Annotated in this window: 19 protein-coding genes, 1 pseudogene and 1 riboswitch; of the genes and pseudogenes, 11 read left to right on the top strand and 9 right to left on the bottom strand. The window is 72.1% G+C overall.

The window, feature by feature from the left end:
• Position 1 precedes the first annotated feature (1 nt).
• The 6 genes from thiC to thiE form a co-directional block, all read right to left on the bottom strand.
• Entirely contained in the window at positions 2 to 2461 is a 2460-nt protein-coding gene (thiC, locus tag EXE59_RS02075; RefSeq protein ID WP_425464504.1) for a phosphomethylpyrimidine synthase ThiC, read from the bottom strand.
• Positions 2455 to 3081, bottom strand: coding sequence for a thiamine phosphate synthase (locus tag EXE59_RS02070; protein ID WP_135837406.1), 627 nt, complete (start codon positions 3079 to 3081; stop codon positions 2455 to 2457). Before EXE59_RS02070 ends, thiC begins: the two co-directional genes overlap by 7 nt.
• Positions 3078 to 3854 carry a thiazole synthase gene (locus EXE59_RS02065; protein ID WP_135837405.1) on the bottom strand — a complete coding sequence of 259 codons (777 nt, stop codon included), beginning with the start codon at positions 3852 to 3854 and terminating at the stop codon, positions 3078 to 3080. The genes EXE59_RS02070 and EXE59_RS02065 overlap by 4 nt, the downstream gene beginning before the upstream one ends.
• Positions 3851 to 4039 (bottom strand): sulfur carrier protein ThiS, encoded by a 189-nt coding sequence (thiS, locus tag EXE59_RS02060; protein WP_135837404.1) that lies wholly within the window; start codon positions 4037 to 4039, stop codon positions 3851 to 3853. The genes EXE59_RS02065 and thiS overlap by 4 nt, the downstream gene beginning before the upstream one ends.
• A complete protein-coding gene (locus EXE59_RS02055) occupies positions 4030 to 5046 on the bottom strand; it encodes an FAD-dependent oxidoreductase (RefSeq protein ID WP_210428859.1) in 1017 nt (338 codons plus the stop codon). The genes thiS and EXE59_RS02055 overlap by 10 nt, the downstream gene beginning before the upstream one ends.
• Complete coding sequence (gene thiE, locus EXE59_RS02050) at positions 5046 to 5639, bottom strand: thiamine phosphate synthase (RefSeq protein WP_135837403.1); 594 nt, start codon at positions 5637 to 5639, stop codon at positions 5046 to 5048. Before thiE ends, EXE59_RS02055 begins: the two co-directional genes overlap by 1 nt.
• A riboswitch (TPP riboswitch) is annotated at positions 5634 to 5743 on the bottom strand. (Overlaps the previous gene by 6 nt.)
• A gap of 287 nt (positions 5744 to 6030) precedes the next feature.
• Between thiE and EXE59_RS02045 the strand changes: the two genes are divergently transcribed.
• Together EXE59_RS02045 and EXE59_RS02040 are read left to right on the top strand one after the other, a co-directional pair.
• Positions 6031 to 6747: a hypothetical protein gene (locus EXE59_RS02045; protein ID WP_135837402.1), complete on the top strand. Its 717-nt coding sequence runs from the start codon at positions 6031 to 6033 to the stop codon at positions 6745 to 6747.
• A gap of 80 nt (positions 6748 to 6827) precedes the next feature.
• Positions 6828 to 7820 carry a LacI family DNA-binding transcriptional regulator gene (locus EXE59_RS02040; RefSeq protein WP_210428858.1) on the top strand — a complete coding sequence of 331 codons (993 nt, stop codon included), beginning with the start codon at positions 6828 to 6830 and terminating at the stop codon, positions 7818 to 7820.
• Between the two features lie 199 nt (positions 7821 to 8019).
• On the opposite strand, the pseudogene EXE59_RS25050 reads toward EXE59_RS02040, so the two are convergent.
• Positions 8020 to 8205: pseudogene (locus EXE59_RS25050) on the bottom strand (helix-turn-helix domain-containing protein); the annotation flags it as partial.
• 161 nt (positions 8206 to 8366) lie between these two features.
• Here EXE59_RS25050 and EXE59_RS02030 point away from each other — a divergent pair.
• From EXE59_RS02030 to EXE59_RS01990, 9 genes are all read left to right on the top strand, one after another.
• Positions 8367 to 9362: an ABC transporter substrate-binding protein gene (locus EXE59_RS02030; protein ID WP_210428857.1), complete on the top strand. Its 996-nt coding sequence runs from the start codon at positions 8367 to 8369 to the stop codon at positions 9360 to 9362.
• A gap of 79 nt (positions 9363 to 9441) precedes the next feature.
• Positions 9442 to 11016 (top strand): sugar ABC transporter ATP-binding protein, encoded by a 1575-nt coding sequence (locus EXE59_RS02025; protein ID WP_246056441.1) that lies wholly within the window; start codon positions 9442 to 9444, stop codon positions 11014 to 11016.
• Positions 11009 to 12058, top strand: a complete 1050-nt coding sequence (locus EXE59_RS02020) for an ABC transporter permease (RefSeq protein ID WP_210428856.1) — start codon at positions 11009 to 11011, stop codon at positions 12056 to 12058. Before EXE59_RS02025 ends, EXE59_RS02020 begins: the two co-directional genes overlap by 8 nt.
• On the top strand, positions 12055 to 13068 hold the full coding sequence (yjfF, locus tag EXE59_RS02015) for a galactofuranose ABC transporter, permease protein YjfF (RefSeq protein ID WP_135837398.1): 1014 nt from the start codon (positions 12055 to 12057) through the stop codon (positions 13066 to 13068). The genes EXE59_RS02020 and yjfF overlap by 4 nt, the downstream gene beginning before the upstream one ends.
• Complete coding sequence (locus EXE59_RS02010; protein WP_210428855.1) at positions 13065 to 14105, top strand: LacI family DNA-binding transcriptional regulator; 1041 nt, start codon at positions 13065 to 13067, stop codon at positions 14103 to 14105. Before yjfF ends, EXE59_RS02010 begins: the two co-directional genes overlap by 4 nt.
• Positions 14105 to 15772: a ribulokinase gene (araB, locus tag EXE59_RS02005; RefSeq protein ID WP_135837397.1), complete on the top strand. Its 1668-nt coding sequence runs from the start codon at positions 14105 to 14107 to the stop codon at positions 15770 to 15772. The genes EXE59_RS02010 and araB overlap by 1 nt, the downstream gene beginning before the upstream one ends.
• Position 15773: 1 nt before the next feature.
• On the top strand, positions 15774 to 16451 hold the full coding sequence (locus tag EXE59_RS02000) for an L-ribulose-5-phosphate 4-epimerase (RefSeq protein WP_135837396.1): 678 nt from the start codon (positions 15774 to 15776) through the stop codon (positions 16449 to 16451).
• 34 nt (positions 16452 to 16485) lie between these two features.
• Positions 16486 to 17994: an L-arabinose isomerase gene (gene araA, locus EXE59_RS01995; protein ID WP_425464503.1), complete on the top strand. Its 1509-nt coding sequence runs from the start codon at positions 16486 to 16488 to the stop codon at positions 17992 to 17994.
• 10 nt (positions 17995 to 18004) lie between these two features.
• Positions 18005 to 19009, top strand: coding sequence for an aldo/keto reductase (locus EXE59_RS01990; protein WP_246056439.1), 1005 nt, complete (start codon positions 18005 to 18007; stop codon positions 19007 to 19009).
• Here the strand turns inward: EXE59_RS01990 and EXE59_RS01985 are convergent.
• A complete protein-coding gene (locus tag EXE59_RS01985; protein WP_210428854.1) occupies positions 18945 to 20423 on the bottom strand; it encodes a glycoside hydrolase family 32 protein in 1479 nt (492 codons plus the stop codon). The two genes, EXE59_RS01990 and EXE59_RS01985, sit on opposite strands and share 65 nt — an antisense overlap.
• A 50-nt stretch (positions 20424 to 20473) precedes the next feature.
• Entirely contained in the window at positions 20474 to 21367 is an 894-nt protein-coding gene (locus EXE59_RS01980) for a carbohydrate ABC transporter permease (protein WP_135837394.1), read from the bottom strand.
• Positions 21368 to 21370: the final 3 nt, after the last annotated feature.

Genomic DNA, 21370 nt, shown 5'->3' with positions numbered 1-21370 from the left:
CTCATCGAGCGCCGTCGACGTACACCGTCCCGCCCAGCTCCAGGAACTCCGCCGACTTCTCGGCGAAGCGCTCGCGCACGTCCTGGCTGATCCGCATCGAGCAGAACTTCGGGCCGCACATCGAGCAGAAGTGCGCGGTCTTGGCGCCCTCGGCCGGGAGCGTCTCGTCGTGGAACGACTCCGCGGTCGGGGGGTCCAGCGACAGCGCGAACTGGTCGTGCCAGCGGAACTCGAAGCGCGCCCGGCTCAGCGCGTCGTCCCACTCGCGCGCGCCGGGGTGGCCCTTGGCGACGTCGGCGGCGTGCGCGGCCAGCTTGTAGGTGATGACCCCGGTCTTCACGTCGTCGCGGTTCGGCAGGCCCAGGTGCTCCTTGGGCGTGACGTAGCAGAGCATCGCCGTGCCGTGCATGGCGATCGCGGCGGCACCGATGGCGCTGGTGATGTGGTCGTAGCCCGGCGCGACGTCGGTGGCGAGGGGCCCGAGCGTGTAGAACGGCGCGCCGTGGCACCACTCCTGCTGGAGGCGTACGTTCTCCTCCACCAGGTCGAGCGGCACGTGCCCGGGGCCCTCGACCATCACCTGGACGTCGTGCTCCCACGCGCGCACGGTGAGCTCGGCGAGGGTGCGCAGCTCGGCCATCTGAGCGGCGTCGTTGGCGTCGGCGACGCTGCCGGGCCGCAGGCCGTCGCCGAGGGAGAACGCCACGTCGTAGGCCGCGAAGATCTCGCACAGCTCGTCGAAGTGGGTGAAGAGGAAGTTCTCCTCGTGGTGCGCCAGGCACCAGCCGGCCATGATCGACCCGCCGCGCGAGACGATCCCGGTGACCCGCTGGGCCGTGAGCGGCACGTGCCGCAGCAGCACGCCGGCGTGGATCGTCATGTAGTCGACACCCTGCTCGCACTGCTCCACCACGGTGTCGCGGAAGACCTCCCACGTCAGCCGGTCCGCCTCGCCGCCGACCTTCTCCAGCGCCTGGTAGAGCGGGACCGTGCCGATCGGGACGGGCGAGCTGCGCAGGATCCACTCCCGCGTGGTGTGGATGTCCTCGCCGGTGGAGAGGTCCATGACGGTGTCCGCGCCCCACGTCGTCGCCCAGGTGAGCTTGTCGACCTCCTCGGCGATCGAGGAGGTGACGGCGCTGTTGCCGATGTTCGCGTTGACCTTCACCAGGAAGCGCCGGCCGATGACCATCGGCTCGCTCTCGGGGTGGTTGACGTTGGCGGGGATGATCGCCCGCCCGGCGGCGACCTCGCTGCGCACCAGCTCGACGTCGCAGCCCTCGCGTGCGGCGACGTACGCCATCTCCGGCGTCACGATCCCCTGACGGGCGTAGTGGAGCTGGGTGACGGTGCGTCCGGCGCGCGCCCGGAGCGGCGGGCGCCGGCCGCCCGGCCACTCCTCGCGGGCGCCGCCGCGGCGTACGGCGGAGCGGCCGTTGTCGAGCAGCTCGGGCTCGCGGCCGGCGTACGCCTCGGTGTCGTCGCGCGCGGCGATCCAGTCGGCGCGCAGCGGGGGCAGGCCCACCTCGGGGGCGGCGCCGGGCCCGGAGGTGCAGTAGCGGTCGAAGGTCTCGCCGTTGGTGAGCCGGACGCGGGTGACGGGCACGCCGAGGTGGCCGGTGAGCACGCGCTCGTGGGCGGGGTGGACGGTCATGCGGGTTCCTCCTGGAAGGGTTGGGGAGAGGTGGGAGACGGGGCCGCGGCCGCGCCCGAGGCGCCAGCTGCTGCTGTCGGCGAGGCGGTCCGAGACGTACGCCGCGGCGGCGCGCGCGGCGTCCTCGAGGGCGTCGCCGTGGGCGATCCGCGCGGCGAGCGCGCTGGCGTGGGTGCAGCCGGTGCCGTGGTCGGCGGTCGTGGTGACGGCCGGGTGCCGCAGCGCCGTCGCGGTGCGGCCGGCCTCGCACAGCCAGTCGGTGCACGTGGCGGTGGTCGACCCGGGACGCCACTCGGGCCCGCCGGTCAGCACGACCGCGCAGCCGAGGTCGGCGAGCCGCGCGGCGAGCTCGGGCGCCGGTGCGTCGTGGCCCGTGAGGGTGCGGGCCTCGTCGAGGTTGGGGGTGGCGACCAGCGCGGCCGGGAGGAGGTGCTCGACGTACGCCGCCGCGACGCCGGCGTCGCCGAGCACCGCGCCGCTGGTGGCGGCGAGGACCGGGTCCACCACGATCCGGAGGTGGCGGAGGCGGTCGGCGACCAGGCGGACGACGGCGGGGGTGCCGAGCATGCCGGTCTTCACGACCGCGACCGGGAGGTCGCCGAGGACCGCGCCGACCTGCTGCGCGACGACCCGGACGGGCACCTCGTGGACCGCCTGGACGCCGGTGGTGTCCTGCGCGGTCACCGCGGTGACCGCGCACGCGGCGTGGCAGCCGAGGTGCCCGATCGTCGCGAGGTCGGCGGCCAGTCCGGCGGCCCCGCCGCTGTCGGTGCCGGCGACGGCGAGCACCACGGGCGGGGTCAGCACCCGGGGTCCCTGCGGCGTTGTTCGGGGGAGCGCAGCGGAGGAGAAGAACGTCGTGGGGTGTTCGGCAGCTCCCGCAGCAGGGCGGCGACGACGGCGGCCGGGTCCTCGGCCCGCATGACCGCTCCCATGACCGCGACGCCGTGGGCACCGGCCGCGACGGCAGCCGCCGCGTTGGTCGCGTCGATCCCGGCCAGGGCGAGCACTGGCAGCGCGTGCCCGGCCCAGGCGGAGGCGGGGAGCGCGGGGCCGTGGCCCGGCTTGCTGGCGCTGACGGCGTACGGCGAGAGGGTCGTCCAGGACGCGCCCTGCCCGGCGGCACGGGCGACGTCGGCGCGGGAGTGGCACGACCTGCCCCAGCAGCCGTCGGCCGGTGCGGGCTGGTGGGCCGCGAGGTGCAGGCCGTGGGCGCAGTCGTCGGGGATCCGTGACGAGACCACGGTGAGGCCGTCGATCGCCGCGAGGGTGCTGAGGAGGGCGTGCCGCTGACCGGGTTCGAGGTCGTGCTCGCGGACCACCACGGCGCGCAGGCCGGCGTCGACGCACTCCCGCACGGTGCGGACGAGCCCGCGGCCGAGCCGGAGCTGGGACCGGTCGGTCAGCAGCACCAGCCGCGGGATCACGCGATCCTCCCCTCGAGCGGACTGGCCGAGCGGGCCGTGGTGCGCCGCGGGATCCGGCCGGCGCCACGGGCCGCGGTGCCCGACTCGACGGCCAGGCGGAGGGCGCGCGCCATCGCCACAGGGTCCACCGCCCGCGTCACCGCGGTGGCGGCGAGGACCGCGTCGCAGCCGAGCTCCATCGCGCGCGCCGCGTCGGAGGCGGAGCCGATCCCGGCGTCGAGGACGACCGGCACGTCGACTGCAGCGACGACGGCCTCGATCGCGTACGGGTCGAGGATGCCCAGCCCGGACCCGATCGGGGACCCGAGGGGCATCACCGCCGCGCAGCCGGCGTCGGCGAGACGGCGGGCGAGGACCGGGTCGGCCGTCGTGTACGGCAGCACGGTGAAGCCCCGCCCGACGAGCTCGGCCGCGGCCTCGAGCAGCTCGACGGCGTCGGGCAGGAGGCTGGTCTCGTCGCCGATCACCTCGAGCTTCACCCAGTCGGTGCCCAGCGCCTCACGCGCCAGCTCGGCGGTCGTCACCGCCTCGCGCGCCGAGAGGCAGCCGGCCGTGTTGGGCAGGACGGGGACCCCGGCCTCGCGCACCAGGGCCAGCAGCCCGCCGGGGGCGGAGCTCGACGTACGCCGCACGCTGACCGTCACCAGTCCGGGCCGCGCAGCCTCCAGCACGGGCTGGACGAGGTCGGGGCGGGGGAGCCCGCCCGTGCCGAGAAGGAGCCGCGAGGACAGAGGTCGGCCGGCGATCACCAGGTCGCTCGTCGGGGCGGTCATCCGCCGGCCACCGCCGTCACCACGTCGACGACGTCGCCGTCGACCAGCAGCCGGGTGCCGTGCTCGCTGCGCGGGACGACCTCGTGGTTGACCGCGACGGCTTGGCCGTCGGGGAGGGGTCCGACGAGGTCGAGCAGGGTGACGGCGTCGGTGTCGCGGGCGACGCCGTTGAGGGTCAGGTGCACTGCGGTCCTCCTGGGTCGAGCAGCCGTCGCGGGTCGACGGCGGGATCGGGGTCGGCGCCCTCGACCGCGTCGGCGAGGAGCCGCGCGGTGAGGGGAGCGAGGAGCACGCCGTGGCGGAAGTGCCCGGCGGCGAGGAAGGTCCGGGGGTCAGGGGTGGGGCCGACGAGCGGCAGGTGGTCCGCCGTCGCCGGGCGGTCGCGGGCGTCGCAGCCCAGCACCTCCGCGCGGTCGAGCGACGGCAGCAGGACTCGGGCGGCCCGCAGCAGCCGCAGCACGCCGCCGGCCGTCGGCACCGGACCCGCGTCGTGCTCCTCGACCGTCGCGCCGACGACCACCTCGCCGCCGGCGCGTGGCACCACGTAGACCGGCTCGCCAGCCACCCAGCCCCGCACGACGTGACGCGGCGGGTCATCGGTCCGCAGCCGCACGACCTCGCCGCGCACGCCTCGCACCAGCCCCGTCCAGGGCGCCGGGAGGCGGGAGCCGGTGGCGACGACGACGGCGTCCGCGGCGGTGAGCGGGGGACGGGCGTGGACCCGCTCACGCAGCCGGCGGAGGAGAGCGGCGACCACGGCCCGCGGGTCGACGGCGCGGTCGTCGAGCACCAGTCCTCCGGCGACCCGCCCCAGCGCAGGCTCGAGCCGACGCACCTGGGCCGACGTCAGCACGGCGGCGTCGACGCCCAGAGTTCCCAGCACCTCGGCCTGTTCCTCGACGTCGAGCCGGTCCGCCGCATCGTGGCCCACCACGAGGGTCCCGTGGTCGTGCAGCGGCACGCCCAGCCGCGCGGCGTACGCCGGCCACAGGCGGGCGCTCGCGGCGCCGAGCCGGTGGACGTCGGGCTCGCCGTGCCAGGCCTCCCCGCCGGGCGAGAGCATCCCGGCCGCGACGGCCGACGCACCGCTGCCGGGTGCGGGGTCGACGACCGCGACGTCGTGGCCGCGGGCGACGAGCTCGTCGGCGCAAGCGAGCCCGACGATGCCGGCGCCGAGGACGTGCACGCGCATCAGCCGAGCTCCCGCACCAGCTCCTTCGCCACTGCCACGGGATCGGGTTCGCGCCAGATCGCGCCCAGGACCGCGACGCCGTGCGCACCCGCGTCGAGGACCGGAGCCACCCGGCCGGCGTCGATGCCGCCGATGGCCACCAGCGGCAGCACGCCGCAGGCGGCCGCCACCGCGCCCGGTCCCAGCGGGTCCGGCAGGCCCGACTTGCTCGAGGTCGCGAAGACCGGGCCGAAGCCGGCGTACGCCGCCCCGGCCGCCGCGGCGCGCTCGACGTCCGACCGGTCGCGACAGGTCGCGCCGACCAGCAGGTGCGGCGCCGCCCGCGTCGCGAGCCCGACGGGGAGGTCGTCGGCGCCGAGGTGCACGCCGTCGGCCCCGGTGGCGAGCGCCACGTCGAGCCGGTCGTCGACCACCACCGTCGCTCCGGCGGGGCGTACGGCCGCCTGCACGACGCGGGTCAGCTCGACGAGCTCGCGGGTGGTGACGTCCTTGTCGCGGACCTGGAAGCCGTCGACCCCCGCCTCGGCGAGGTCGGACAGCAGCGACAGGTCGTCTCTCGAGGAGACCAGGCAGAAGATGCGTGGCAGAGCCATGTGGAACTCACTTCCTTCGCCGGCATGACCCGGATCAGGTACGACGGTCGGAGCGGTTCCAGCTCCCTCTCAGCCCGCTTCCGCGGACTCCCGTGTGGACGGCAGTGACGCTAGCAGAGGCTGCACGGGGGCCGTTTCCAGGGCACGGGTCCTCGACCTCGATGGGGCCCTTCTCCTTTCCGCCGATCGGCGGAAAGGCGAGGCGCCCGGGTCTCGGCCGGGTTCCAACACTCTCGTTTCTCCTCGCGGAACCGACGTCCTCAGGTAGACATCCGTTCGCCGGTCGCGACTCGCGCGACCATGTCGAGTGGGGGACTCCGCTGTGCTTGCGCGCGCCAAAGTTGTGAACCGGGCAGTACGACGAGGGGCAGCGCGGAGGCGGCTCGCCGCCGTGCTGGTGGTGGGAGTGCTCGCCGGGGCGTCCGCGTGCAGCCCCGACGTGTCGGAGAGCGACGCTCGAGACGGAGGGCCCGCCGCAGGCGCGGCGAGCACGCCCCCATCACCCGAGCCCGAGGCTCCGGTCCTGTCGGCAGGGGAGTGGAAGGTCAGGAAGGTCGTCATCGAGGACCGCGTCGACGGTCTCAAGGGGCCTGGAGCCGGCGAGGAGGTCCGCGACCTGATGCTGCGGATCGCGCGGGACCACACCTTCAACGAGCGGAGCTTCGTCCACGACGGCAAGAAGGGACGCGCCGAGTCGACGCGGTGGATGCTGTCGGCCCGCAGGGACATGACCGCCGACGCGGCCCGCGACTGGACGAGCACCGTGAAGACCTACTTCCGGGAGAAGAAGGCCGACGGCACTGAGGCGTGGAACGACATGATGTCCTGGACCACGTACGGGATGTACGACAAGGCCATGCGGCCCACCGACCCGACGGTGCCGCTGATGTTCGACCGGACCGTCAAGAGCCTGGACATCGACCTGTCCACCGATGGTCGGGTCTGGGTGACCATGAAGACCGGCGCCAGGTTCAACTTCGTCAACAAGGGCACGCCCGCGGTCAGTCGTGCAGACCGAACGCAGGAGTTCTGGCTCAAGGAGGTCGACGGCCAGTGGAAGGTCGACGGCTGGAACGGCACCGTCGAGTTCGCCCTCGAGAAGGACTGACCCGAACGACTCGTCCCTCGCCCTAGGATGCGCGCATGGGGGACAACGGCAGCCGTCGAGGAGCAGGCAGGTCGCCGAGCATGGCGCAGGTAGCCGCGGTCGCTGGCGTCTCGCACCAGACGGTGTCGCGCGTGCTCAACGACGCCTCGCTGGTCAAGGAGGAGACGCGCCTGCGGGTGCTCGCCGCGATCGAGGAGCTCGGCTACCGGCGCAACTTCGCGGCGCGGCTCCTCGCCACCAACCGGTCCCGCCGCATCGGCATGGTCACCGCGCACCTCGGCCTGCACGGGCCGAGCATGATCGCGCTGGGCGTGCAGGAGGCGGGCTACGCCGAGGGCTGGGACGTCTCGCTCGTCGGGCTGCCCGAGTTCTCCGCCGAGATGCTCGACAACGCCGTCGAGCGGCTGCTCGACCAGGCCGTCGAGGCGATCGTCGTCGCGGTCGCGCACCGCGAGGCCGCCGAGATGACGCAGTCCCTCCAGCTCTCCATCCCCATCGTGACGGTGCAGGGCGTCGTGGCCGGGACGCCCCTGTCCGCGGGCATCGACCAGCAGGCGGGCGCCGAGCTCGCCGTGGGCCACCTGCTCGACCTCGGCCACCGCCACGTCGCCCACGTCGCCGGCCCGGCCGACTGGGTGGAGGCCGAGCAGCGCCGGGCCGGCTGGCGCCGCGCGCACGAGGAGCGCGGGCTGCTGCCGGGCCCCGAGCTCGAGGGCGACTGGTCACCGGAGAGCGGCCACCGCGCGGGGCTCCTCATCGCCGACGACCCCGACGTCACGGCGGTCTTCGCCGGCAACGACCCGATGGCGCTCGGTCTCCTCAACGCCCTCCACGAGCGCGGTCGCCGGGTGCCCGACGACGTGAGCGTCGTGGGCTTCGACGACGTGCCGGAGTCGGCCTACTACTGGCCGGCGCTCACCACGGTCTCCCAGGACTTCGCCGAGCTCGGCCGCCGGGCCCTGAGCCTGGCGCTCGGCGCCGTGCGCGGTGAGGACGAGGCCACGCTCGACCCGATCATGCCGACGCTGACGGTCCGCCGGTCCACCGCCGCCCGCCCTCAACCGCCCGGGTAGGCCGCCAGCAACGCACCGGCCGACAGGCCGTGGAGGCGCTCCAGCCGCTCGCGCGAACGCCTGCTCGGCACCCCGGCGAGGGCGGCCACCCGCGCGACCGGCACGCGGTACGCCGCCGCAGCCGCCGCAGCGGCGGCACCGGTCCGCGCGCGACGGGCGGGGGAGAGGAGCGCAGCACCGGGACGAGGACGGGGGGCGAGGTGCCGAGCAGCGACGCCAGCCCGGGCAGGTGGTCGCCGGGGATCCGGACGCGGCCTGACTCCCAGTTGTAGACCGTCGACTCGCGCACGCCGAGGTGCTGCGCGATGCGCCTGACCGGCAGCCCGGCGCCGCGCCGCAGCGGGCGCAGGCCGTGGCCGCGTACGTCCGGGGCGAGCGTCTCCATCACGGCTCCTGCCTCGTGCCCGTTCTGGGTGAACGTTCACATCTGGTGTGAGAGATTCTGTTGAGAAGGCTTGACGAGCGGAATGTTAGCGCTCACACTCGTGGCACGTGACACCGGTCACACGGGCGAGACAGCCCCTTTGATGTGGAGGAAAGACAGTGGTGAAGAAGACCCTGGTCGCCGCAACGGCGATCTCTCTGAGCACCTTCGCTCTCACCAGCTGCGGCAGCAGCAACGCCGAGTCGGGCTCCGGCGGCGACGACGACGGCACGATCACGATGGGCTTCGCGCAGGTCGGCGCGGAGAGCGGCTGGCGCACGGCCAACACGAAGTCCATCCAGGAGACGGCTGAGGCCGAGGGCATCGACCTCAAGTTCACCGACGCCCAGGGCAAGCAGGAGAACCAGATCCAGGCGATCCGCTCCTACATCCAGCAGAAGGTCGACGTCATCGCCTTCAGCCCGGTGGTGGAGACCGGCTTCGACGCCGTCCTCCAGGAGGCCAAGGCGGCCGGCATCCCGGTCATCCTCACCGACCGCGCGGTCGACGTGGAGGACACCTCCCTCTACGAGACCTTCCTCGGCTCCGACTTCGTCCTCGAGGGCGAGAAGGCCGGCGAGTGGCTCGTCGAGAACGCCAAGGAGGCCGACGTCGACGGTGACGGCACCGTCAACGTGGTCCAGCTCGAGGGCACCACCGGTGCCGCTCCCGCGATCGACCGCGCAGAGGGCTTCGCCGACAAGATCGCCGCGGACGACACCATCGAGGTCACCGCGTCGCAGACCGGCGACTTCACCCGCGACGGCGGCAAGCAGGTCATGGAGTCCTTCCTGCAGTCCGACGACTCGATCGACGTGGTCTTCGCCCACAACGACGACATGGGCCTGGGTGCCATCGAGGCCATCGAGGCCGCCGGCCTCGAGCCCGGCAAGGACATCCAGATCATCACGATCGACGCGGTCAAGGACGGCATGCAGGCCCTCGCCGACGGCAAGATCAACTACATCGTCGAGTGCAACCCGCTGCTCGGTCCCCAGCTGATGGACCTGGCCAAGAAGGTCCTCGACGGCGAGGAGGTCCCCGAGCGCGTCGTGACCGAGGAGAGCGCCTTCACCCAGGAGCAGGCCAAGGAGGTCCTGCCCGACCGGCAGTACTGATCCACGGATCAGCCGCACCCCCGGGCCGCACCCCGGGGGTGCGGCCTCGGGAGCACGGCACCACCCAGAGAGGAACGAGATGACCCAGATGAGGACGCAGCCCGACACCGTCGCCCGGCCCGAGGCGCAGGCGCAGCCGGTGATCGAGATGCGCGACATCTCCATCACCTTCGGAGCCGTGCGCGCCCTCGACGGCGTCTCGGTGCGGCTGTTCCCCGGCGAGGTGCACGCCCTCATGGGCGAGAACGGCGCCGGCAAGTCGACCCTCATCAAGGCGCTCACCGGCGTCTACACGATCGACGCGGGCACCGTGCTCGTCGGCGGTGAGCAGCACGAGTTCCACTCGCCGGCCGCCTCGCAGGCCGCCGGCATCAGCACCGTCTACCAGGAGGTCAACCTGGTCCCGAACCTGACGGTCGCGGAGAACATGCTGCTCGGCCGCGAGCCCCGCCGGTTCGGCTCGATCAACGTGCGCGAGATGAACCGTCGCGCCCGCCGCACCCTCCTGCACCTCGGCATCGACATCGACCCCCGTACGGTCCTCGACGAGCACCCCATCGCGGTGCAGCAGCTGGTCGCGATCGCCCGCGCCGTCGACGTCGAGGCCAAGGTGCTGATCCTCGACGAGCCCACCTCGAGCCTCGACGCGGATGAGGTGGAGAAGCTCTTCACCGTCATGCGCCGCCTGCGCGACGAGGGCGTGGCGATCGTCTTCGTCTCCCACTTCCTCGACCAGATCTACGAGATCGCCGACCGGATGACCATCCTGCGCAACGGCAGGCTCGTCGAGGAGCGGATGGTCGCCGACACGACGCAGCTCGAGCTCGTACGCCTCATGATCGGCCGCGAGCTGGAGGTCCTCGACCGTCTCGACCGCGAGGCACCCCACACGGAGTCCGGGTCCGGCACCCCGCTGCTGAAGGCGGTCGGCCTCGGCCGCAGGAACAGCCTCGAGGCCACCGACCTCGAGCTCTTCGAGGGCGAGGTCGTCGGCATCGCCGGCCTGCTCGGCTCGGGCCGCACCGAGCTCGCGCGCCTGCTCTTCGGCGCCGACACCGCCGACAGCGGGGAGCTCGCGGTCCGCTCGCACCGCCGCAAGCTGCGCAGCCCCCGCCACGCGATCGACCGCAACATCGCCTTCTCCAGCGAGGACCGCAAGGCCGAGGGCGTCGTCGGCGACCTCACCGTCGCCGACAACATGCTCCTCGCGCTCCAGGCGTCGCGGGGCTGGCTGCGGCCGATCCCGCAGGCGACGCGCACCCGCCTGGTCAAGGACTACATCGAGGCCCTCGACATCCGGCCAGCCGACCCCCACGCGCTCATGCGCCACCTGTCCGGCGGCAACCAGCAGAAGGTCCTGCTCGCCCGGTGGCTGATCACCGAGCCGGAGATCCTCATCCTCGACGAGCCCACCCGCGGCATCGACATCGGCGCCAAGGCGCAGATCCAGGCCAAGGTCGCCGAGCTCGCGGCGCAGGGCCTCTCGGTCGTCTTCATCTCCGCCGAGCTCGAGGAGGTACTACGCCTCAGCGACCGGCTCGTCGTGATGCGCGACCGCCGCAAGATCCACGAGCAGACCAACGACGACGTCAGCGTCCGCGACGTCCTCGAGATCATCGCGGGCGAGGCCCGGGAGGGAGAGACCCGTGCCTGAGAACCCGACCCTCGCCCAGCGCGTGCTTCGCCACCAGCTCCTGTGGCCCGTCCTCGCGCTGCTGGTGCTGCTGGCTGTCAACGTCATCGCCAAGCCGGCGTTCCTCGACGTGCGCATGCAGGACGGTCACCTCTACGGCAACGTCATCGACATCATGCGCAACAGCGCGCCGGTGATGCTCGTCGCGCTCGGCATGACCCTGGTCATCGCCACCCGCGGCATCGACCTCTCCGTCGGCGCGATCGCCGCCATCGCCGCAGCCGTCGCCTGCACCCGGATCATCGGCGCCGCCGACGAGGCCGCCCTGAGCACCGCCGTCATGGCCATGACCTACGCGATCGTCGTCTGCATCGTCCTCGGCGCCTGGAACGGCCTGCTCGTCTCCGTCCTCGGGATCCAGCCGATCATCGCCACGCTGATCCTCATGGTCGCCGGGCGCGGCATCTCGATGGCGATCACCGATGGCCAGATCACGACGGTCAACAACCCGTGGTTCAGCGACCTCGCCTCCGGCTTCGTCCTCACGCTCCCGCTGGCGTTCCTCGTCGCGGTCGGCATGGTGGTGTTCACCGCCCTGCTCACCCGGCGTACGGCCCTGGGCATGCTCATCGAGGCGGTCGGCATCAACCCCGAGGCCAGCCGGCTCGCCGGCGTCCGGGCGCGCACCATCATCTGGACCGTCTACGCCTTCTCCGGGCTGTGCGCCGGACTGGCCGGCCTGGTGATCGCGGCCAACACCAACTCCGTCAACGCCAACAGCCTCGGCCTGTGGATCGAGCTCGACGCGATCCTCGCGGTGGTCATCGGCGGCACCTCGCTGATGGGCGGCCGGTTCTCCCTGGCCGGCACCTTCGTCGGGGCGCTGTTCATCGCCGCCCTGGCCCGCACCATCCCCAACATCGGGATCCCCTCGGAGGTCAACTACCTCTTCAAGGCGGTCGTCGTGATCGCCGTGTGCCTCCTGCAGTCGCCGAAGGCGCGCGCCCTGCTGCGCGTACGCCGGCCGGGCGCCCCAACACTCGCGAACGGAGTCACCGCATGAGCGCCATCACCGTCCCCCCTTCCTCGGATCGTGCCTCGACCTGGGACCGGGTGCGGACCTACCGTCCACCGAACCGCTACCTGCCGATCATCGCGACCGCGGCGCTCTTCGTCGGTCTCTTCGGCGTCGGCGGGATGCGCTATGACGGCCTCACCGACCCCCAGGTCCTCCTCAGCCTGCTGATCGACAACGCCTTCCTCATCGTGCTCGGCGTGGGCATGACCTTCGTCATCCTCACCGGCGGCATCGACCTGTCGGTCGGCTCGGTCGTGGCGCTGTCGACGATGATCGCGGCGAAGACGCTCGAGCTCGGCTGGTCGCCGTACGCCTCGATGGCCGCCGTGCTCGCGACCGGCACGCTGCTCGGGCTGCTGATGGGCCTGCTCATCCACTACTTCGACATCCAGCCGTTCATCGCGACGCTCGCCGGGCTGTTCCTCGCCCGCGGCATCACCTACCTGATCAGCGTCGAGTCGATCTCGATCAAGGACCCCACCTTCACCGAGCTCGCGTTCAGGACCGTCTACCTCGGCGACTACTACGTCCGCTGGACCGCGATCATCGCGCTCGCCACGGTCGCCGTCGCGGCGTACGTGCTGGCGCGCACCCGCTTCGGCCGCACGGTCTACGCCATCGGCGGCAACGAGGCCTCGGCGATGCTGATGGGCCTGCGGGTCGCGGCGACCAAGGTCGGCGTCTACGTCATCAGCGGCTTCTGCGCCGCGCTGGCCGGGCTGCTGTTCTCCCTCTACATCCTCTCGGGCAACAGCCTGCACGCGATCGGCATGGAGCTCGACGCCATCGCCGCGGTCGTCATCGGCGGCACGCTCCTCACCGGCGGTCGCGGCTACGTGATCGGCTCGCTGCTCGGCGTGCTGGTGCTCGGCATCATCAAGACCCTCATCTCCTTCGACGGCACCCTCAGCTCCTACTGGATCCGCATCATCACCGGCGTGCTGCTCCTGGCCTTCGTGATCGTGCAGCGCTTCGCCACCAGGCGACGCGCATGATCGAGGCCGAGCCCACCGTCCGGCGTACTCCCGTGATGGCCGACGTCGCCCGGCTGGCCGGGGTGTCGCACCAGACCGTGTCGCGGGTCATCAACGGGCAGGACAACCTGCGCCCCGCCACCCGCGAGAAGGTCGAGGAGGCGATCCGGCAGCTCGGCTACCGTCCCAACACCGCGGCCCGCGCGCTGGTCACCCGCAAGTCCGCGACGATCGGCGTGATCGGCTCCAAGAGCGGCTACTGGGGACCGTCGACGGTGCACCGCACCATCCAGGCGGCCGGGCGCGACGCGGGCTACTTCGTCAGCTCGGTCAACCTCCAGAGCATGACGCGCGAAGAGCTCGTCGACGCCATCGACCACCTGCGCAACCAGGGCGTCGAGGGCATCGTCCTCATCCACGCGACCAACGACGCCGTCGAGGTCGCGCGGGCCCAGGAGCAGTGGGGCGTCCCGGTGATCGTCGTCGAGGGTGACCCCGCCAACGCCCGCTGGACCGTCGGCGTCGACCAGGTCGCCGGCGCCGAGCTCGGCACCCGGCACCTGATCGAGCTCGGCCACACCGACATCGTCCACCTCGCCGGTCCTCAGGAGTGGACCGAGGCGCGGGCCCGCCTCCGGGGCTGGCAGGACGCCATGTACGCCGCGGGGCTGCGGCCCTCGCAGCACGTGACCGGCGACTGGTCGGCCGCCAGCGGCTTCGAGCTCGGCCGCGGGATCGCGGAGCGCCAGGACGTCACGGCCGTCTTCTGCGCCAACGACCAGATGGCGCTGGGCCTGCTGCGCGCGCTCAGCGAGGCCGGCCGCGCCGTGCCGACCGGCCCCCGCGGCGTCAGCGTCGTCGGCTTCGACGACATCCCCGAGGCGGCGTACCTGATCCCGCCGCTGACCACGGTCCGCCAGGACTTCGAGGCCGTCGGCCGCCGCGCGATCGAGATCCTGCGCGCCGCCCTCGCCGGCGAGGCCGGCCCCGACCGACTGATCAAGCCCGAGCTCGTGGTGCGCGCCAGCAGCGCCGCACCCGTCGAGAGGACCTCCTGATGTCATCTGAGCAGTACGTCGTCGGCGTCGACTACGGCACGCTGTCCGGACGCGCGGTCGTCGTACGCGTCTCCGACGGCGCCGAGCTCGGCACCGGCGTGCACCCCTACCCGCACGCCGTGCTCGAGCGGGCCCTGCCGGGCACCGAGGTGCTGCTGCCGCCGGAGTGGGCGCTGCAGGTGCCCGAGGACTACCGCGAGGTGCTGCGCGTCGCCGTCCCGGCCGCCGTGGAGGCGGCCGGCATCGACCCGGCGCAGGTGATCGGCATCGCCACCGACTTCACCGCCTGCACGATGGTGCCGACGCTCGCCGACGGCACCCCGCTCAACGAGGTCGACGGCCTCGCCGACCGGCCGCACGCCTACGTCAAGCTGTGGAAGCACCACGCCGCCCAGGGCCAGGCCGACCGCATCAACCAGCTTGCGCGCGACCGCGCCGAGCCGTGGCTGCCGCGCTACGGCGGGCTGATCTCCTCGGAGTGGGAGTTCGCCAAGGGGCTCCAGCTCTTCGAGGAGGACCGCGACCTCTACGACCGGATGGAGCACTGGGTCGAGGCCGCCGACTGGATCGTGTGGCAGCTCTGCGGGACGTACGTCCGCAACGCGTGCACGGCCGGCTACAAAGGCATCCGTCAGGACGGGGCGTACCCGTCGCCGGAGTTCCTCGCCGCCCTCTCGCCGGGCTTCGGTGACTTCGTCACCGACAAGCTCGAGCACAGCATCGGCGCGCTCGGCGAGAAGGCCGGCACGCTGACTGCCGAGGCGGCCGCGTGGACCGGTCTGCCCGAGGGCATCGCGGTCGCCGTCGGCAACGTCGACGCCCACGTCACCGCGCCCGCTGCGCAGGCCGTCGGGTCCGGCCAGATGGTCGCGATCATGGGCACCTCGACGTGCCACGTGATGAACGCCGAGGTGCTGCGCGAGGTGCCCGGCATGTGCGGCGTCGTCGACGGCGGCATCGTCGACGGGCTCTGGGGCTACGAGGCAGGCCAGAGCGGGGTCGGCGACATCTTCGGCTGGTTCGTCGACCACGGCGTGCCCGCGTCCTACGTCGAGGCGGCCGCGGCCGCCGGGGAGTCGGTGCACGAGCACCTGACCCGCCTCGCCTCGCAGCAGGAGATCGGGGAGCACGGCCTGGTCGCGCTCGACTGGCACTCCGGCAACCGCTCGGTGCTCGTCGACCACGAGCTCTCCGGGCTCGTCGTCGGGCAGACCCTCGCCACCCGTGCCGAGGACGTCTACCGCGCGCTGCTGGAGGCCACCGCCTTCGGCACCCGCGTCATCGTCGAGACCTTCCGCGACAGCGGGGTGCCGGTCGAGGAGTTCATCGTGGCCGGCGGGCTGCAGAAGAACGCACTGCTCATGCAGGTCTACGCCGACGTCACCCGGCTGCCGCTGTCGGTCATCGACTCCGAGCAGGGCCCCGCGCTCGGCTCCGCGATCCACGCCGCGGTGGCCGCCGGGGCGTACGACGACGTGCCTGCCGCTGCCAAGCAGATGGGCAAGGTGCGGCGCCACGTCTTCGTGCCCGACGAGGCGCGCGCCGCGGCGTACGACCCGCTGTTCGAGCAGTACGTCGCGCTGCACGACCACTTCGGCCGCGCGACCACGACCATGCGGCGGCTCAAGGCGATCCGCCGGGACGCTGTTGCGAGGAAGGGTGCCTGAGATGACCGTCGTCGCCGACGTGACCGACACGATCCGCGCGCTGCGCCAGGAGGTGTGTGCGCTCCACGAGCAGCTCACCCGCTACCAGCTCGTGGTGTGGACCGCGGGCAACGTCTCCGCGAGGGTGCCCGGCCACGACCTGCTCGTGATCAAGCCCAGCGGGGTGTCGTACGACGACCTCACGCCCGACAACATGGTGGTCTGCGACCTTGCCGGCAAGGTGGTCGAGGGCGAGCACGCCCCCTCCTCGGACACCGAGGCGCAGGCGTACGTCTACCGCGAGATGCCCGAGGTCGGCGGGGTGGTGCACACCCACTCGACCTACGCCACGGCCTGGGCCGCACGCGCCGAGCCGGTGCCGTGCGTGCTGACGATGGGAGCCGACGAGTTCGGCGGGGAGATCCCGGTCGGACCGTTCGCGATCATCGGCGACGACTCCATCGGCCGCGGGATCGTCGACACCCTGCGCGGCAGCCGCTCCGCGGCGGTGCTGATGCAGAACCACGGCGTCTTCTCGATCGGCCCGACCGCCCGCGCGGCGGTCAAGGCGGCCGTGATGTGCGAGGACGTCGCCCGCACCGTCCACATCTCCCGTCAGCTCGGCGAGCCCGTGGCCATCGGGCAGCACCACGTCGACGCACTGTTCGACCGCTACCAGAACGTCTACGGCCAGCGCTGATCGTGCCGGTCCCTCACACACGAAGGAAGCCCTCATGAGCATGACGTCCGCACCCACCCCCGAGGTCTGGTTCCTGACCGGGAGCCAGGGCCTCTACGGTCCGGAGACCCTGGACCAGGTGGCGTCGCAGTCGCAAGCCATCGCCGACCGCCTGGGTGGCAGCGACCTGCCGGTGAGGGTGGTGTGGAAGCCGGTGCTGCTCGACGCGGCGTCGATCCACCGGCAGATGCTCGACGCCAACTCCGACCCGGCGTGCGTGGGCGTGATCGCGTGGATGCACACCTTCTCCCCCGCGAAGATGTGGATCGCCGGGCTCGACGCGCTGCGCAAGCCGCTGCTGCACCTGCACACGCAGGCCGGCATGGAGCTGCCGTGGTCGACCATCGACATGGACTTCATGAACCTCAACCAGGCCGCGCACGGAGACCGGGAGTTCGGCTACATCCAGTCGCGCCTCGGCGTCGCCCGCAAGACCGTCGCCGGCCACGTCGACTCGCCGGTCGTCGTGCAGCGGGTCGCGCTGTGGGCGCGCGCCGCGCTGGGCCGTCACGAGCTGTCGCACCTCAGGCTCGCCCGCTTTGGCGACAACATGCGCGACGTCGCGGTCACCGAGGGCGACAAGGTCGAGGCGCAGCTGCGCTTCGGCGTCTCGGTCAACACCTACGGCGTCAACGACCTCGTCGAGCTGGTCGACGACGTCGCCGACGCCGACATCGACAAGCTGGTCCAGGAGTACGCCGACACCTACGCCGTGGCGCCCGAGCTGCTGCCGGGCGCGGAGCGGGAGGACTCGCTGCGCTACGGCGCGCGGATCGAGCTGGGGCTGCGCGAGTTCCTCACCGCGGGCGGCTTCGGAGCCTTCACGACGAACTTCGAGGACCTGGGCGGGCTGCGCCAGCTGCCGGGCCTCGCGGTCCAGCGGCTGATGGCGGACGGCTACGGCTTCGGCGGCGAGGGCGACTGGAAGACGTCGGTGCTGTTGCGGGCGACCAAGACGATGGCCGCGGGCCTGCCCGGTGGCACGTCGTTCATGGAGGACTACACCTACCACCTGGTCCCGGGGCAGGAGAAGATCCTCGGCGCGCACATGCTCGAGGTGTGCCCGACCATCACGACGAAGCAGCCCTCGCTCGAGGTGCACCCGCTGTCGATCGGTGGCCGCGAGGACCCCGTACGCCTCCGCTTCACCGCCGACCCGGGCCGCGGGGTCGTGGCCGGCCTGTCCGACCTGGGCGACCGGTTCCGCCTGACCGTCAACGACATCGACGTCGTCGAGCCCGACGCCGACCTCCCGAACCTCCCCGTCGCGTGCGCGGTGTGGGAGCCGCGCCCGTCGCTGTCGACGTCGGCCGAGGCGTGGCTGATGGCCGGGGCGCCGCACCACACGGTGCTGTCCAAGGCGGTCGGCGTGGAGGTCTTCGAGGACTTCGCCGAGATGACCGGCGTCGAGCTGGTCGTGATCGACGACGACACCACCCCGCGCACCTTCAAGCGCGAGCTGCGGTGGAACGCCGCCTACCACCGGCTTGCCGAGGGACTGTAGGACTGTGGTCATGTCGCAGATGGAGCACCGCATCCTCGGAAGGACCGGCCGCGAGGTCTCGGTCGTCGGCCTCGGCACCTGGCAGCTCGGCGCCGACTGGGGCGACGTCAGCGAGGCGGACGCCCTGGCCGTGCTGGAGGCGTCCGCCGAGGCCGGCGTGACGTTCTACGACACCGCCGACGTCTACGGCGACGGCCGCAGCGAGCAGCTCGTCGGACGCTTCGTCGCGGCCCACCCGGACGCCGGGTTCACCGTCGCGACCAAGATGGGGCGCCGGATGGACCAGGTCCCGGCGAACTACGTCGAGGCCAACTTCCGCCAGTGGCTCGACCGCTCACGGAAGAACCTCGGCGTCGACACGATCGACCTGGTGCAGCTGCACTGCCCGCCGAGCGAGGTCATCGACGACGACGCGACGTACGACGTGCTCGACCGCCTCGTCGACGAGGGCGTGATCGCGGCCTACGGCGTCAGCGTCGAGACCTGCGCCCAGGCGCTGAGCGCGATCGCCCGGCCCCATGTCGCGAGCATCCAGATCATCCTCAACGCCTTCCGGATGAAGCCCCTCGACGAGGTGCTGGCCGCGGCCGAGGCCGCCGGGGTCGGCATCATCGCCCGCGTGCCGCTGGCCTCGGGCCTGCTCTCCGGCAACTACGACCTCGACACCGCCTTCGCCGAGGACGACCACCGCACCTACAACCGCGACGGCAGCGCCTTCGACGTCGGCGAGACCTTCTCCGGCGTCGACTACGCCACGGGCGTGGAGGCGGCGCGGGAGTTCTCGGCCCTGGTCGCCGACGCCGGCCTCGCCGACGTCACGCCCGCGCAGGCCGCCATCGCGTGGATCATCCGGCAGCCCGGCGTCTCGACGGTGATCCCGGGGGCGCGCAACGTCTCGCAGGCGTCGGCCAACGCCGCTGCCGGGTCGGTCGGGGAGCTGCCCTCCTCGTTCATCGAGGGCGTGCGCGACCTGTACGACCGGCGGGTCCGGGAGCAGGTGCACGCGCGCTGGTGAGGCGGCGCAGGTGGGCGTTGCCGCCCTCGGCGAAGAGCGCGATACCGTCGCTGCCGGGTGAGGGGAACACCTGGTCGGTGATCACGACGCGTCCACCGTCGGCGTAGACCTCGACCGACGTCGTGTCGACGTGGATCTCGAGCACCAGCGGCTCTCCGGCGGCGAGGTCGAGCGGAGCGCTGTGGACGGCGCCGAAGCCGGGATGGAAGCCGGTGTCGCCCGACCTGGTCCGGTCGACGTACAGCGTGCGCTCGCCGGCGTCGTACCCGACCACCGTGCGCTCGCCGTCGCCGGCGCGCACGTGGAGCCCGCACCGGGAGGCCGTGCCGGGGTCCAGCTCCAGGGTGAGCACGGTGCTGGTGGCGCGGAAGTCCTCAGGCAGGGGATGCACGCCGTCGCACACGGGCTGCGACGTGACCTGGTGGACCGGGCCCGGCAGCCCCTCGACGACCGGTGTCTGCGCCAGGACGAGCCGACCCCCTGCGGTGCGCAGCTCGTAGGCGCGGGGCGTCGACATCGCGCCCCGGTGCGGGTGGGTGGGTACCTGCCTGGCGTAGTCCCAGTTGCTCATCCAGGCGATGAGCAGCCGACGGCCGTGCGGCTCGTCGTTGAACGAGACCGCGGCGTAGTAGTCGGCGCCGTGGTCGACCCACGACACGTCCTCTGTCGACGGATCGGCGGTGAAGGTGGTGCCGTCGAAGTCGCCGACGAAGTACTGCGTACCCGATCCTCCGGCTGGCGCGCCTTCCTGCACGCTCACGACCAGCAGCCAGCGCGTGCGGGCGGGATCTCCGTCGACGGCGACCGGGAAGAGGTCTGGGCACTCCCAGACGCCGTCCACGGAGCCGGCCGGACCGAAGTCGCTGAGGTGGGTCCAGACGAGCAGGTCGTCCGAGCGGTAGAGGCGTACGACGCGTTCGATCGCGAGCGCGACTGCCATGACCCAGTAGCCACCCTCGGCGTACCACGACACCTTCGGGTCCCTGAAGTCCGTGGAGCCGATGTCGAGCACCGGGTTCTTCGGGTGGCGCGTCCACGTCCTCCCCTTGTCGGTGCTCCACGCGACCGACTGCCCCTGGTGCCCGGTGAGGAGGTCGTGGCTGGTGTAGACCGCCACCATCGCCGGGGAGTCGTCGCCGCCGAGGCCGGAGGTGTCGGCGCGGTCGACGACCACGCTGCCGGAGAACACGGCCTCGGTCGGCGTGTGCTCCAGTGCGACCGGGAGCTCCTCCCAGTCGAGTAGATCGCGGCTGACAGCGTGACCCCAGGACATGTTGCCCCAGCCGCTGCCCAACGGGTTGTACTGGAAGAACAGGTGGTACTCGCCGTCGTACCAGACGAGCCCGTTGGGGTCGTTCATCCAGTTGCGGGCCGGGGTGAAGTGGAAGGCGGGCCGCACGGCCTCGTCGGACACGAAGAGCTCCTGACGCATGGGGAGGGGACGTTGAAGGTGTGGTCGCGCGCTCAACCCTTGACCCCGGCTGACGCGATGCTGCCGATGAAGGCACGCTGGAAGGCGAGGAAGAGGGCGAGGACCGGGACCGTGATCATCGAGGCGTACGCCATGACCTGGCCCCACGCCACGTTGAGCTGGAAGAAGTACTGGATGCCCACCATCACCGGCCGGTACTCCTCGCTCTGCACCACCATGAGGGGCCAGAGGTAGGAGTTCCAGGCAGGCAGGAAGGTGAGGATCGCGACGGTCGCCACGGCCGGGCCGGACAACGGCATGATGATCCGGCGGTAGATGCCGAACCAGCTCGCGCCGTCGACGCGGGCCGCTTCGTCCAGCTCCTTCGGGATGCTCGAGAAGTACTGGTAGAACAGGAAGATCGAGAAGGCGTTGGCGACGAACGGCAGGACCTGCACCTGGTAGGTGTCGAGCCAGCCGTCGGTCAGCACCAGGCTGAATCCCTGCACCTCCAGCCAGGGCAACTTGTTGACCCACCACACCAGCGGCAGGGCGAAGGTCTCGAACGGCACGATCAGGGTGGCGATGATGCCGGTGAGGACCACCCGCTGCCCGCGCCACTGCATCCGGGAGAGCGCGAAGGCTGCGAGGGAGTTGATGAAGATGCCGAGGACCACGGTGATCGTCGAGATCCCGACCGAGTTCATCAGCATCCTGCCGGCCGGCACCCGGTCGAAGACGCCACGGTAGTTGTCGAGGGAGATGTCGCCCACCGGCGCGAAGGCGCGCCAGGAGGTGAGGTCGGCGAAGATCTGGGCGTCCGGCTTGAAGGACGAGACGAACATGAACACGATCGGGAAGGCGAAGACCAGCAGGAGCAGCACCCGCACGGCCTGGAGGGAGAGCGTCCGCCCGAGGGGCTGGGTGCTCGGATTCGCGACGGCCATGGG

The organism is Nocardioides eburneiflavus, assembly GCF_004785795.1.
Classification (GTDB): domain Bacteria; phylum Actinomycetota; class Actinomycetes; order Propionibacteriales; family Nocardioidaceae; genus Nocardioides; species Nocardioides eburneiflavus.
The sequence above is the reverse complement of the archived record's forward strand: the minus strand, read 5'-3'. Positions and strand labels throughout refer to the sequence as shown.

Excerpts from the sequence above, each read along its gene's own strand:
- EXE59_RS02065 (WP_135837405.1), bottom strand. The coding sequence starts at position 3,854 with ATGACCGCCCCGACGAGCGACCTGGTGATCGCCGGCCGACCTCTGTCC.
- EXE59_RS02055 (WP_210428859.1), bottom strand. The coding sequence starts at position 5,046 with ATGCGCGTGCACGTCCTCGGCGCCGGCATCGTCGGGCTCGCTTGCGCC.
- thiE (WP_135837403.1), bottom strand. The coding sequence starts at position 5,639 with ATGGCTCTGCCACGCATCTTCTGCCTGGTCTCCTCGAGAGACGACCTG.
- EXE59_RS02040 (WP_210428858.1), top strand. The coding sequence starts at position 6,828 with ATGGCGCAGGTAGCCGCGGTCGCTGGCGTCTCGCACCAGACGGTGTCG.
- EXE59_RS02025 (WP_246056441.1), top strand. The coding sequence starts at position 9,442 with ATGACCCAGATGAGGACGCAGCCCGACACCGTCGCCCGGCCCGAGGCG.
- yjfF (WP_135837398.1), top strand. The coding sequence starts at position 12,055 with ATGAGCGCCATCACCGTCCCCCCTTCCTCGGATCGTGCCTCGACCTGG.
- EXE59_RS02010 (WP_210428855.1), top strand. The coding sequence starts at position 13,065 with ATGATCGAGGCCGAGCCCACCGTCCGGCGTACTCCCGTGATGGCCGAC.
- araB (WP_135837397.1), top strand. The coding sequence starts at position 14,105 with ATGTCATCTGAGCAGTACGTCGTCGGCGTCGACTACGGCACGCTGTCC.
- EXE59_RS02000 (WP_135837396.1), top strand. The coding sequence starts at position 15,774 with ATGACCGTCGTCGCCGACGTGACCGACACGATCCGCGCGCTGCGCCAG.
- araA (WP_425464503.1), top strand. The coding sequence starts at position 16,486 with ATGAGCATGACGTCCGCACCCACCCCCGAGGTCTGGTTCCTGACCGGG.
- EXE59_RS01990 (WP_246056439.1), top strand. The coding sequence starts at position 18,005 with ATGTCGCAGATGGAGCACCGCATCCTCGGAAGGACCGGCCGCGAGGTC.
- EXE59_RS01980 (WP_135837394.1), bottom strand. The coding sequence starts at position 21,367 with ATGGCCGTCGCGAATCCGAGCACCCAGCCCCTCGGGCGGACGCTCTCC.